Annotated in this window: 11 protein-coding genes and 1 tRNA gene; 5 read left to right on the top strand and 7 right to left on the bottom strand. The window is 58.5% G+C overall.

The window, feature by feature from the left end; genetic code table 11:
- Positions 1-35: 35 nt before the first annotated feature.
- A complete protein-coding gene (locus ACXAH3_RS10185; protein ID WP_474861978.1) occupies positions 36-1682 on the bottom strand; it encodes an alpha-D-glucose phosphate-specific phosphoglucomutase in 1647 nt (548 codons plus the stop codon).
- A 43-nt stretch (positions 1683-1725) separates the two neighbouring features.
- A complete protein-coding gene (locus ACXAH3_RS10180) occupies positions 1726-2157 on the bottom strand; it encodes an Lrp/AsnC family transcriptional regulator (RefSeq protein ID WP_142854587.1) in 432 nt (143 codons plus the stop codon).
- Positions 2158-2280: 123 nt separating this feature from the next.
- On the opposite strand from ACXAH3_RS10180, the gene ACXAH3_RS10175 reads away from it, so the two are divergent.
- Positions 2281-3420 (top strand): type III PLP-dependent enzyme, encoded by a 1140-nt coding sequence (locus ACXAH3_RS10175; protein WP_474861977.1) that lies wholly within the window; start codon positions 2281-2283, stop codon positions 3418-3420.
- Here ACXAH3_RS10175 and ACXAH3_RS10170 read toward each other — a convergent pair.
- Positions 3417-3896, bottom strand: coding sequence for a PaaI family thioesterase (locus ACXAH3_RS10170; RefSeq protein WP_474861976.1), 480 nt, complete (start codon positions 3894-3896; stop codon positions 3417-3419). The genes ACXAH3_RS10175 and ACXAH3_RS10170 overlap by 4 nt on opposite strands.
- A 105-nt stretch (positions 3897-4001) precedes the next feature.
- Positions 4002-4868, bottom strand: coding sequence for a methylenetetrahydrofolate reductase [NAD(P)H] (gene metF / locus ACXAH3_RS10165; RefSeq protein ID WP_474861975.1), 867 nt, complete (start codon positions 4866-4868; stop codon positions 4002-4004).
- A gap of 98 nt (positions 4869-4966) precedes the next feature.
- Between metF and ACXAH3_RS10160 the strand changes: the two genes are divergently transcribed.
- Together ACXAH3_RS10160 and ACXAH3_RS10155 are read left to right on the top strand one after the other, a co-directional pair.
- On the top strand, positions 4967-5872 hold the full coding sequence (locus tag ACXAH3_RS10160; RefSeq protein ID WP_474861974.1) for a LysR substrate-binding domain-containing protein: 906 nt from the start codon (positions 4967-4969) through the stop codon (positions 5870-5872).
- Between the two features lie 71 nt (positions 5873-5943).
- Positions 5944-6729, top strand: a complete 786-nt coding sequence (locus ACXAH3_RS10155) for an inositol monophosphatase family protein (protein WP_474861973.1) — start codon at positions 5944-5946, stop codon at positions 6727-6729.
- 296 nt (positions 6730-7025) lie between these two features.
- Here ACXAH3_RS10155 and ACXAH3_RS10150 read toward each other — a convergent pair whose 3' ends face one another.
- Entirely contained in the window at positions 7026-7772 is a 747-nt protein-coding gene (locus ACXAH3_RS10150; RefSeq protein WP_474861972.1) for a rhomboid family intramembrane serine protease, read from the bottom strand.
- A gap of 47 nt (positions 7773-7819) precedes the next feature.
- Entirely contained in the window at positions 7820-11263 is a 3444-nt protein-coding gene (putA, locus tag ACXAH3_RS10145; RefSeq protein WP_474861971.1) for a bifunctional proline dehydrogenase/L-glutamate gamma-semialdehyde dehydrogenase PutA, read from the bottom strand.
- 122 nt (positions 11264-11385) lie between these two features.
- Here putA and ACXAH3_RS10140 point away from each other — a divergent pair, with 122 nt between their 5' ends.
- Both ACXAH3_RS10140 and ACXAH3_RS10135 read left to right on the top strand, forming a co-directional pair.
- Positions 11386-11841: an Lrp/AsnC family transcriptional regulator gene (locus tag ACXAH3_RS10140; RefSeq protein WP_474861970.1), complete on the top strand. Its 456-nt coding sequence runs from the start codon at positions 11386-11388 to the stop codon at positions 11839-11841.
- 47 nt (positions 11842-11888) lie between these two features.
- Positions 11889-11975, top strand: a tRNA-Leu gene (locus tag ACXAH3_RS10135).
- 71 nt (positions 11976-12046) lie between these two features.
- Here ACXAH3_RS10135 and ACXAH3_RS10130 read toward each other — a convergent pair.
- Positions 12047-13036, bottom strand: coding sequence for an ABC transporter substrate-binding protein (locus ACXAH3_RS10130; RefSeq protein WP_474861969.1), 990 nt, complete (start codon positions 13034-13036; stop codon positions 12047-12049).
- Positions 13037-13073 lie beyond the last annotated feature (37 nt).

Here is a 13073-nt window from a genome sequence, read left to right as displayed (position 1 = left end):
TGTTGAACGCAGAGCGCTGCAATTTTGTAGCAGTATCAGCTGATCACATCCGGGCCGTCGCGCCCGGTATGGCGTCCGATACCTGCCACATCCCGCGTGGCGGCGATGACGTCCGACAAAGCTTCTTGCACGTCCCGATCCAAACGCTCTGAGGCGTCGGCATATTGCTCTAGATAGACCCGCAGCGTCGCGCCTTCGGTTCCTGTTCCAGATAGGCGCAGCATGGCGCGCGCGCCGCCCTCGTAGGTCAGGATAACGCCTTGTCCAGTCGCAACCGATCCGTCAATCGGGTCGGTATAGGCAAAATCCTGTGCGCTTTTGATGGTCAGCCCAGCCGCTGCTTGGCCGGGCAGGGCGGGCAGTTTTTCCTTCAACTCGCCCATCAAACTGTTGGCTGCATCGCTGTCTAACCCCTCGTAATCATGACGAGAATAGTAGTCGCGCCCATACGTCTGCCAGTGATCTTGCAGCACATCCGCCACGCTTTCGCCACGCACCGCCAAGATGTTCAGCCACAACAGCACTGCCCACAGACCATCTTTTTCGCGCACATGATCCGATCCTGTCCCAGCGCTTTCTTCCCCACACAAAGTGGCACGGCCTGCGTCCAGCAGGTTGCCGAAAAACTTCCAGCCTGTCGGGGTTTGGAATGCCTCGATCCCCATTTTTTCCGCCACCCGATCCGAGGCAGCCGAAGTCGGCATCGACCGCGCAACCCCCGCAATTCCTTTGGCGTATCCGGGCGCGAGGTGGGCGTTCGCCGCCAGCACCGCCAAGCTGTCGGACGGCGCGACATACATGCTGCGCCCCACGATCATATTCCGGTCGCCATCTCCGTCCGAGGCAGCGCCGAAATCCGGTGCGACCGGCCCGTGCATGTGATCGAACAGTTCTTTCGCCCAAACCGGGTTCGGGTCGGGATGTCCGCCGCCGAAGTTTTCCGATGGGATACCATTCACAACCGATCCCGATGCCGCGCCCAAGCGGCGTTCTAGTATCTCAACCGCGTACGGCCCAGTGACGGCGTGCATTGCGTCAAACCGTAGAGTAAATCCGCCTGCAATCAACTTGCGGATGGCGTCAAAATCGAACAGCGTTTCCATCAGCGCGGCATAATCTTCGACCGGATTAACAATCTCGATTTCCATTCCGTCGAAGTTGAAGTCGCCCAGATCGCCCAAATTTGGCAGTACCCCAGACAAATCCCCGCTGATCTTGTAGTCAGCGATGCTCTCGGCGCAGGCGACAATCTGATCGGTGATCGCCTCCGGCGCGGGACCGCCATTGGCCGTGTTGTATTTCAGCCCGAAATCTCCGTTTGGCCCGCCGGGATTGTGACTTGCCGACAAGATAAACCCGCCATCCGCGCCACGCTTGCGGATCAGGTGACTGACCGCCGGGGTCGACAGGATGCCGCCTTGCCCAAGGATGATTTTCGCCACGCCGTTGGCCGCCGCCATGCGCAGGATCGTTACAATCGCCTTGTCGTTAAAGAACCGTCCATCGCCGCCCAGAACATAGGTCTTCCCGGCGGGATCAATCGCGTTGAAAATGGCCTGCGTATAGGTCTCGAGATATCCCGGTTGCGAGAATACAGCGACCTTCTTGCGCAGCCCGGATGTGCCCGGTTTTTGCCCCTCTATCGGGGCAGTTTTGACGGTTTGAGCATCTTTAAAATTCACGGGCTTTCCCCTTGAAAAAGGATTGAACTTAATATCGACAGTCTTAGCCCAACCGATCAATCCGCGTCGAGAGGTGGATAAGACTTTCTGAACCCTTCACCCCGTCGATTTCACCAATCGCATCCAAGACTTCGTCAAGCAGCGCCGTCGATGGGGCGGCCAGCTGCAGCACCATATCCCAACGTCCCGAGGCCGTGTGCGCCGCTTCCACCTGTGTTAGGGTTTTCAAGCGCGCCAGAACAGCTGGGGTCGAGCGCGGTTCGATGGAAATCAGAACGGTTGCGCGGATCCGATCCCCCCGCGCAGCATCCCCCAGCCGAAGCGCATAGCCAGCGATTATGCCTTTCTCTTCAAGGCGTTCAATGCGCGCCTGAACGGTCGAACGTGCCAACCCCAATCGCCGCGCCAAAGTGGCGACGGGCAGCCGGGCGTTGCTTTCAAGCTGAACCAGAAGTTCGCGGTCGGTATCGTCCATTTGTGTGGTGTTCCCTTCAATGTGTCGGTATTTAACCGTCATTTTGCCCGGAGTGCCACTGGAAATCGACGGCGCGGCTTGAGATTCTAAGGTTAGCGACAACAGGATCTCGGAAGTAACACCATGAGCAGACAACCCTCGATTTGGCTGACGCCGCTTTCCCATTTGAAGACCGAGCGCCCGATGCAGCCGGTGATGTACTTCGCCCCCGCTGTGCTGCAAGCGACCGCGCGTCGTTTCATTGCTGGGTTCGACGGGCTGGTGACCTATGCGGTCAAGGCAAACGACACGCCTATGGTTTTACAGAACCTTGTAGCGGCTGGGCTGCAAGCCTTCGACGTGGCCAGCCCCGCCGAGATGCGCGCGCTGCGGGCCGTGTCGCGCGATGTGGAAATGCACTATAACAACCCTGTCCGGTCCCGTGACGAAATCGCCGAGGCCGTGGCCCTGAACGTCCGATCCTATTCGGTGGACAGCACCCGCGAGCTGGACAAGTTGATCGCGCTGGTTCCGTCACAAGGCGTTGAAATTACCGTTCGTTTGGCGCTTCCTGTCGATGGCGCTGCATATAACTTCGGGGCGAAGTTCGGGACTGACCCAGATCAGGCGGTCGCGCTTTTGAAGCGGGTGAAACAGGCAGGGTTCATCACATCCATGACCTTTCATCCCGGCACACAATGCGCAGATCCGTCGGCTTGGGTGGCTTACGTCTCGCAATGCGCAGAGGTCGCAAAACGCGCGGGTATTCGCCTGCATCGCCTGAATGTTGGCGGAGGGTTTGCCGCGAACCGTGGCGTCGCACCAGACCTTGAAGCGATCTTTCACGCCATCCACGCCGCTGTCGTGGTCGAGTTCGGCGATGACGTCCCCGAACTGGTCTGCGAACCCGGCCGCGCCATGGTCGCCGAGGCATTCAGCCTTGCCACTTGCGTCAAAGCGATCCGCGAAGACGGGGCGGTCTATCTAAACGACGGTATCTACGGCGCATTGTCAGAAGCGCCGTCCATTGGCGTGCCGGATCGGCTGAAAACCGTCCGCGCGGACGGGGAGCCGCATCAAGGCGCTTTGCAAGACCGCGTGGTGTTCGGCCCAACTTGCGATTCCATCGACCAGTTGCCGGACCCTCTGCCGCTGCCAGAAGACCTAGCGGAAGAGGACTATCTTCTGGTTGCTGGCATGGGCGCCTACAGCTTTGCAACAGTCACGCGGTTCAACGGCTATGGCGCGATCGAGACCGTGACGGTTCAGTCGCTGGCGGTCTAAATGACCTTCATAATAATACAGGTGGTCGAGCCGGTGGCATAAAGTTTGCCATCCTCGACGCCCCGAATCTCGCCATTGGAAATGCCTGTGGATCTGCCAGCATGTTGGACCTGCGCGGTTGCAGCGATCAACATGCCGCGCGGGATGGGGCGCAGGATATTCACTTTATATTCCAACGTGGTATAGACTGATCCCTTTGGCACACGGGTCATCACCGCGCAGGCCATCGCGCTGTCCAGAAGCGTGCCGTACCAGCCACCGTGAACCGTGCCCATCGGGTTGCAGTGCTCAAACTCGGGCGTGCCGTGAAACGTGACTTTCCCGTCTTCGACAGCGTGCAAGTGATAGTTCAACGTGGCCCCGATGGGCGGCCCGGGCAGGGTGCCTTTCAGGATGCCTTGCATGAACTCCAACCCGGACATGGACGCGGTCGCGTCAAGGGTGGGCAGTTGGTCAAACGAGGTCGCGGTGAACATGAAAAAGCCTTTCCGAAGCGGTGTTCGGAAAGGCTAGGCCGTGAGGGTATGCGTGCAAGACTTACGCGGGGTCACGGAAGTTGTGACGTCGTGGCCTTCCCAAAGTCAGGCGACATTCGCCAAGCTGACTTGGGGCGTGACGCCCAAGGCGTGGGCCACGTCACGGGTTAGGCTGGGTTTGTTCAGCGTATAGAAATGCAGGTCTTCAACACCGCCCTCGATCAGATCGGTGCACAGTTCGGTGCAGATCGCGGTGGCCAGAAGCTCGGTGCGGTCGTCACGCTCGGCCTTGTGGAAGGCGTCGTCCAGCCAACTGGGAATGGTTGCGCCGCAGCGCTCGGCGAATTTGCGCACGCCTTTCCAGTTTTCGATCGGAAGAATGCCGGGAATGATCGGAACGTCGATACCGGCTTTTTCGCATTTGTCGCGGAAACGGAAGAAGGTCTCTGCCTCAAAGAAGAATTGCGTGATGGCAGAGTCCGCGCCCGCATCGACCTTGCGCTTCAGCCAGGCCACATCGGCGTCCAGATCGGCGGCTTCGGGGTGGGGGTCGGGATAGGCGCCGACGCGGATGTGGAAGTCACCGGTGTTTGCAAGGGCTTCGATCAGCTCGACCGAGTTGCCAAAGCCGTCTTCGCGCGCCGAAAATCGATCAGCACCTTTCGGTGCATCGCCGCGCAAAGCAACAATTTCTTTCACACCGACGTCCGCATAGCTTTTTGCAATTGCCAGCGTTTCCTCGCGCGAGGCTTCAACGCAGGTCAGGTGGGCCGCGACGTTCAGCCCATAATGCTTGTGGATCGTACCAACCGCATCATGGGTCAGCTCGCGCGTGGTGCCGCCAGCGCCATAAGTGACCGAGACAAATTTGGGATCCAGCGGGGCCAATTGGCGCACGGTCTCCCACAGGCGGAACGAAGCGTCCAGCGATTGCGGGGGGAAGAACTCGAACGAGATATTGGGCGTGATCATGATGTCCTCGGCGTCAGTTTGGCGGCGTTGTCCCCTTGTGCCTCATGTGCGATTGTGAGACAAATTCATAATTCTCAAAAAGAACATGAGGTTCGTGCATGTATATCGAATTTAGGCATCTGCGCACCGTGCGGGCCATTCATCATGCAGGGTCTTTGGCGCGGGCAGCAGACATTCTGCACATCACGCAATCCGCGCTGAGCCATCAGATCAAGGGGCTGGAGGATCAGGTCGGGATGGAGCTGTTCCACCGCCGGACCAAGCCAATGCGCCTTAGCCCAGCGGGGATGAAGCTGCTTCGACTGGCCGAACAGGTCTTGCCCGAGATTGACCGGCTAGAAGAGGAGTTCCGCGCGTTGCAGTCGGGCCGCTCGGGCCGGTTACACATTGCAATCGAATGCCACGCCTGTTTTGACTGGTTGTTTCCAGTGCTTGACAAGCTGCGCCACGCCTGGCCCGAGGTCGATCTGGACATCCGCCAACGCCTTGCTTTTGATGCAATCGAAGCGTTGCGGCGCGAGGAAGTGGACTTCGTCATTTCCTCGGACCCGGTGGAAATGCCGGGCATTACCTTCTCGCCACTCTTTGCCTATGAGCCACGATTTGTGGCACCTGCGGGACATCGTCTGGCGGGTGAAGACTTTGTCGTCGCCGAAGATTTCGAGCAGGAATTTTTGCTGACCTATCCCGTGGAACGCTCGAAAATCGATGTTTTCACTGCGCTTTTGACGCCTGAACGGGTTGAGCCGCGCGGAGTTAGACAAGTCGAGATGACTGAAGTGATGTTGATGTTGGTGGCTGCTGGGCGCGGCGTAGCCGTGCTGCCTGACTGGGTGTTGGGCGATGTAAAGCAGAACCCAGATTTCATCACCAAACCCCTGACCGAAGGCGGTGTTCGCAAGCAAATGTATGCCGCCACGCGGGACGAAGACACGATGGTTCCCTTCATGGCCCATATGATCCGGCTGTGCCGGTCAGAACCTGTGAAACTTCAACGCAACTGACGCCCTTTCAGGCTTGGCAAACAAGGCTGACAGGCGTATACGCGCCGTTTGAAACATCAGGAGTCCTTTCCATGCAAGGCAGTGCAAATCTGAACGTGATGATCAAGGCAGCCCGCAAGGCTGGCCGCAGCCTTGTGAAGGACTTTCGCGAGGTTGAGAACCTTCAGGTCTCGATGAAAGGGGCTGGCGACTTCGTATCAAAGGCCGATATCGCAGCCGAAAAGATCATCCGGGACGAATTGATGGAAGCCCGCCCGAATTATGGCTGGCTGGCCGAAGAAGGTGGCGAAGCCGAAGGCAAAGACCCAACCCGCCGCTGGATCGTCGATCCGCTGGACGGCACCACCAACTTCCTGCATGGCCTGCCGCACTGGGCGATTTCCATCGCGCTGGAACATAAAGGCGAGATCGTCGCCGCTGTGGTCTTCGACGCTGCCAAGGACGAAATGTTCTATGCCGAAAAAGGCGAAGGCGCATGGCTGAACCAAAGCCGCCTGCGCGTGTCGGGCCGCTCGCGTCTGATTGAATGCATTTTTGCCACCGGGCTTCCTTTCGGGGGCCGTTCGGATCTGCCGGAAACCCTTCAAGATCTGGCTCGCATCCTGCCTGCAACAGCCGGTGTTCGCCGTTTTGGCTCTGCCGCGCTGGATTTGGCCTATGTCGCCGCAGGTCGCTATGATGGCTATTGGGAGCGGAACCTGAACGCTTGGGATATCGCAGCCGGCCTGCTGATCGTCAAAGAAGCCGGCGGCATGGTTGCGCCGGTCACAGGGGACGCGATTCTGGACAGCGGCAGCATTGTCGCCGCAAACGAACCAATCTTCGAAAAATTTAACGGTTTGGTTCAAAACAGCTGATCCAAAGGCGTATTTGGCGAAAAATGCCAGACAGGCGACATATTCGTGCCGCAAACGCTGTCGATATTTCAGGATATGTTTACGTTGTTACATAATTTGCGCCGTTTACCTCGATTTGCCCGAGACGAGAGTGGTGCCGTCACAGTTGACTGGGTTGTCATCACGGCGGTGGTTGTTGGTCTAGGCGCTACGGCAGCAGCTCTGGTGCGTGGGAATGTACCCGCTCTGGCAGATAAAATCAGTACCTACATTTCGGTCATTTCGGTGGGCAACTAACCCAACGCAAAAAAAGCGATCTATCGACGCCGCCCGGTTCGAGGAATGCTCGACCGGGTGAGTTTGTATTTCGCCTCGGGGTGATCGGGGTGCCCGTCGGTACGATCCCAAAACCGTTGTGCCCCCAGTCGCAACCAAAGTGGCGCAATCAGCGCGAACCCCGCGATAAAGCCGCCAGCATGGGCCCAATGGGCGACGCCGCCTCCTTCTGCGCCGAAGGAAGAGACACCGTTGAAAAGTTGAAGGCCAAACCAGACCAAAAGGGCAGCCCAAGCCGGGATCGGGATGATCTTGAATATGATCACGATGATGAACAGCACGTCCACTTTGGCCTTAGGGAACAAAAGCAGATAGCCCCCCATCACACCCGCAATCGCACCCGAGGCGCCGATCATCGGAACCTGACTGCTGGGGTCCGTGGCATATTGCAAAAGTGCTGCGGCGATCCCGGTGGCCAGATAGAACAGCAAAAACCGGACATGGCCCAGCATGTCTTCCAGATTGTCTCCGAAAATCCATAGAAACAGCATGTTGCCCGCGAAATGCATGAAGCCCCCATGCACAAACATCGAAGTGATCAGTGTTTCCGGCGCAAATCCATACGATAGGCGATTGGGGATTAAGCCATAGTCGACGAAGATTTGCGAAGCGGCGATCGTTCCATAAAGCGGCCACATGTAAAGGAAAACCAGCGCATTCAACACCACCAAAGCATAGGTGACAAAGGGCACACGTTCCGACGGGTTATGGTCGCGAATGGGAAACATGGGCTGACTTGACCCGATGCACGTCACCGGGTCAAGTCATTGGTCGGTCAGGCCTTGGTTTGCGCCAGCATTAACAGCTCGGCATTCCCGCCAGATGCGGTTGTGTCGACGCAAAGGTGGCGTTCGTGGGTCACTGTTTCCGCTGTGGGCGCGCCGGTTATCAGGGGCAGGATGGCCCCTGGACGGCTGGCCAAAGCGGTGACGATCTGGCGGGCCACATCGTCGACGCCCCAGAAGACCACGCCACCGATCCCGTCGATCTCCTTAAGGATCTCAGGCGAAAGGTTCGGGGCCAGAACGGCAGCACCTCCAAGAGCTTCGATGGCCTGTTTCTGCGCCTCGGCCGCCGAACTTCCCGGTCCCATGCACAAGAACGGCGCGCGCGGGTGGACCGAGAGCTGGTTTAGCTCTCCGGTTGGGCCGGGCAGGCGGCTTGACGACAAGGTCGCGTCACTGTGGGCCTTTGCGATCAGGTCGGCCAACACGGCTGGGCTGGGGGCGGTGCTGTCATCGTTGTCAAAGCGGTCCACTGACGCGGGCTGGCAGAACCTATCCATATACATTGGGCCGCCCGCCTTGGGGCCAGTACCAGAAAGCCCCTCTCCGCCAAAGGGTTGCGAGCCGACGATGGCGCCGATCTGGTTGCGGTTTACATAGGCGTTGCCCACATTCATCCGGTCACAAACATGCTGCACGCGATCGTCAATGCGGGTGTGCAAACCGAAGGTCAGCCCGTATCCGGTCGCGTTGATCGTGTCGATCACTTGATCCAGTTCGTGTGCCTTGAAGGTGGCAATGTGCAAGACTGGGCCGAAAATTTCGCGCTTCATATCCTCGATCCCGTTTACGCGGATCAGGGTCGGGGCGACGAAATACCCGCCCTCGGGCGCGGTCAGTTCATGCGCGATACGGCCCTCGGCACGGGCGGCATCTATATAGGTTGTGATGCCTTGATACGCCTCGTCATCAATCACCGGGCCAAGATCCGTGTGCAGATGCCATGGGTCGTCCTGCTTCAGCTCGTTCATCGCGCCGACCAGCATGTCGGTCATGGCTTCGGCCACGTCCTCTTGCACATAGAGGCAACGCAGGGCCGAGCAGCGCTGGCCCGCTGATTGGAAGCTCGAGGCGACCATATCGCGCACGGCTTGTTCTGGCAGTGCTGTCGAGTCCACGATCATTGCGTTCAAGCCGCCAGTTTCCGCGATCAGCGGCGCGGACGGGGCCATATTCGCGGCCATTGCGCGGCGGATGATCTGGGCGGTTTCGGTTGAGCCGGTGAAGGCCACGCCGCCGATCCGCGCATCCGAAGTCAGCGCAGCACCGACGGTTGCGCCGTCGCCCGGCAGAAGTTGCAGAACATCACGCGGGACGCCCGCCTGATGCAGCAGTTTTACGGCTTCGATGGCGACCAATCCGGTTTGCTCGGCGGGCTTCGCCAAAACGCCGTTACCAACAGCCAAGGCCCCAGCGATCTGTCCTGTGAAGATGGCCAGCGGGAAATTCCACGGCGAAATACAGGTGAACAGCCCCACAGGCGCACGGGTGTGGTCGTCGACGCGGCTGGCGTAATAGCGCAGGAAATCAACGGCTTCGCGCAGTTCCCCCATGCAGTCCAGCCAGATTTTACCCGCTTCACGCGACAGAAGCGCGAAGAAAAGACCTAGGTTTTCTTCGTACAGATCCGCAGCCTTGTTCAAAACTTCGGCGCGCTCTGTCGGTGTTGCATCCCACGGTTTTGCGGCGGTCAGGGCTGTCTCGACATCCTCGGCACTGGCCCATGTGATCTGGCCAATGGGCGCATGGGTCGAGGGGTTCTTGACGGTAATCACCGGTCCGCCCTTTGGTGTGCCAGCAATCAGAGGCTCGCCCGCGAAATCGATCTTGGCGAACGCGCCACGCGCGGCCTCGATCTGATCCAAATGCGGATCATAGGTCAGGTCCAGACCCATCGAGTTTTTGCGCGCGCCGAAAATTTCGGGCCCGGTGGGCACGTGAGGTGCTTCCACGGCGAGGGCATCAAACGGGCAGGCGGCGACCTCTTCGGGTGTCACGCTTTCGTCGACAATCTGGTTCACGAAGGAACTGTTCGCGCCGTTTTCCAGCAGGCGGCGCACCAAATAGGCCAGCAGATCACGATGCGCACCGACGGGGGCGTATATCCGGCAGCGGGATTGGTTTGCATCCATGATGATCTGGTGCAGACGCTCGCCCATGCCGTGCAGGCGCTGGAATTCATAGGCCTGCGTGTCCACACCCGTGGTCTGGGCAATGTCCAGAATGGCAGCTGCGGTGTGGGCGTTGTGGGTGGCGAATTGCGGATAGATGCGGTCGGTCATGCCAAGCAGTTTTTTGGCATTGGCGATATAGCTGACGTCCGTGGCGACCTTGCGGGTGAAAACGGGGAAGCCCTCCAACCCTTCGACCTGCGCGCGCTTGATCTCGCTATCCCAATAGGCGCCTTTTACCAGACGCACCATGATTTTGCGGTCCAGACGCTCGGCGGTCTGGTGCAGCCAGTCGATGACAGCACCCGCACGGTGGCCATAGGCCTGCACCACAACGCCAAACCCGTCCCACCCGGCCAGAGCGGGGTCTTCCAAGACTTTCTCGATCACGTCCAGCGAGATTTGCAGGCGGTCGGCTTCCTCGGCGTCGATGTTGAAGCCCATGCCGGCCGATTTTGCCAACTGCGCAAGGGCCGAGACACGTGGAACAAGGGTTTCCATCACTCGTGCGTGTTGTGCGCGTTCATAGCGCGCAAACAGGGCCGACAGTTTTACTGAAATGCCGGGGTTGGACCGGATGTCATTGGACGTACAGGCGCCAGCGATCTCGGAAATCGCCTTGGCATAGGCCATTTGATATCGGCGCGCGTCGCTGTCAGTCAGGGCCGCTTCGCCCAGCATGTCATAGGAATAGGTAAAGCCCTTTTCTTCCATCTTGGATCCGCGTTTCATCGCGGCCCCGATGGTTTCGCCCAGCACGAACTGGCTGCCCATTTCTTTCATGGCGCGACCGACGGCGGTGCGGATCACGGGTTCGCCCAAGCGCTTCACAGCCCCACGCAGCGCGCCTGCAATGCCCGGTTCACGGTCTTCCAGCACCTTGCCGGTCAGCAACAGAGCCCAGGTCGAGGCATTCACCAGCGACGAGGATGAGCGCCCAAGGTGCTTGCCCCAATCCGACGGGGCGATCTTGTCTTCGATCAGTGCATCAATCGTTTCGGCGTCCGGCACACGCAGCAATGCCTCGGCCAGACACATCAGTGCGATGCCTTCATCGGTGGACAGGCCGTATTCGGCCAAAAAGACCTCCATCAAACCGGGGTCCGAGCTTTCGCGGATGCCGCGTACCAGCTGCGCGCCGCTTGCAGCAATCCGCGCGCGATCCGTATCTGACAGATTGGCAGCATCCACAAGACCCGCGATATGTCGCTCCTCGTCCGTATAGGCGAGGTTATCAATCAATGTGCGCAGGTCGTGGTTCATGCGGATATCCTTTCTTGTCATTGTGGGTAGTATATCTCAAAAAGACAGGTCGATATTCCTTATGATATGGGATATAGAAGTGATAAAGAGTGAAATTTAAGAAAAAAGCAGGACGAAAGAATATGGAATTTGATCGCTTCGACCGCTTGATTCTGGACATTCTATCGACGGATGGCCGGATTTCGATCACCGATTTGGCTTTAAAGATTGGACTTTCCAAGTCGCCGACACAGGCCAGATTGAAGAAGCTGGAAAAATCCGGCGTGATCACCGGATACCGCGCGCAGATCGACCCAATCCGCATGGGCCGTGACCACGTCGCCTTTGTCGAGGTCAAGCTGTCCGACACGCGCGAGGCCGCGTTGAGCGCGTTTAACGAAGGCGTCGCTGCCATTCCCGAGGTCGAGGAATGCTATATGCTGGCCGCTCATTTCGATTACCTTTTGAAAGTTCGCACACAAGACATGAGCGATTATCGCCGTGTTCTGGGCGAAAAGATCAGTTCGTTGCCATATGTGGCGCAAAGCTCGACCCATGTGGCGATGCAGGCGGTGAAGGAAGATGGCACATCGCTGTGATCCGCCGTTGCCCCTGCCTGACAGAACGGATAGGGAAAGGGGACTGTGCCCGCGTGGTGGAATGGTAGACACAGGAGACTTAAAATCTCTAGGCCGGATAGGCCGTGCCGGTTCGAGTCCGGCCGCGGGTACCAAGATATTCAGCGTTTGAAACGCAAACGGCGCGCCCGAAAGGACGCGCCGTTTTCTTTTTAAGGTCAGTGACTTACTTCAGGGCCGCGTCGGTGATGGCGCTGGTCCATGCGCCTTCAGGCGCTTTTGTGATCACTGGGTCTGAGCCTCCGCCCAGAAGGGTGTCGACTGTGCGCTGATAGGCAGCTTCGTCAAGCGATCCATCTGACCCAGCGGTCAGCTTGCCGATCTCGCCGATCATACGAATCTGGTGGGTCTCGGTCTGAGCGCCGGTTTCGTCATAGTCGAGAATGATCTGGGCGGCAGCTTCGGCGTTTTCTTCAGCCCATTTCCAACCCTTCATCGAGGCGCGCACGAAACGCTCCATCTTGTCGGTGAAGGCGGCGTCCGACAGGTTCTCTTCCAGCACGTACAAGCCATCTTCCAGCGTTGCTACGCCTTGGTCTTCATACTTGAAGGTCACTAGTTCGTCCGGGCTGACGCCCGAGTCAATGACCTGCCAGTATTCGTTATAGGTCATGGTCGAAATACAGTCGGCTTGGCGCTGCAACAGAGCGTCCACGTTGAACGCTTGCTTCAGCACTTCAACCCCGGTTTCGCTTTTGCCATCAGTAGACAGCCCCAACTTGCCCATCCAGTTCATGAAGGGGAATTCGTTTCCGAAGAACCAAACGCCAAGGGTGCGGTTTGCCAGATCAGCAGGGGACGAAATCCCAACGTCTCCCCAGCAGGTCAGCATCATTCCGGACGAGGCAAAGGGCTGGGCGATATTGACCAGAGGAAGGCCCTTTTCGCGTGCGGCGAGGGCTGCTGGCATCCATTCAACAACCACATCTGCGCTGCCACCTGCAATCACCTGCGTGGGCGCGATGTCGGGGCCGCCGGGCAGGATCGTGACGTTCAGGTCTTCTTCCGCGTAATAGCCGTTTTCGAGCGCTACATAATAGCCCGCGAATTGGCCTTGCGTGACCCATTTCAGCTGAAGCGTGACGTCATCTGCCGCGCTGGCCGCGCTTGCGCTGATGGCAAGGGCAGCTGCGCCGATCATTGATTTAAGGTTCATGTCTCTCTCCTTGTTGGTTTGTTTTTGGGTGCGGGCT

It is taken from the genome of Aliiroseovarius sp. ABM4_368 (assembly GCF_056161205.1).
The sequence above is the reverse complement of the archived record's forward strand: the minus strand, read 5'-3'. Positions and strand labels throughout refer to the sequence as shown.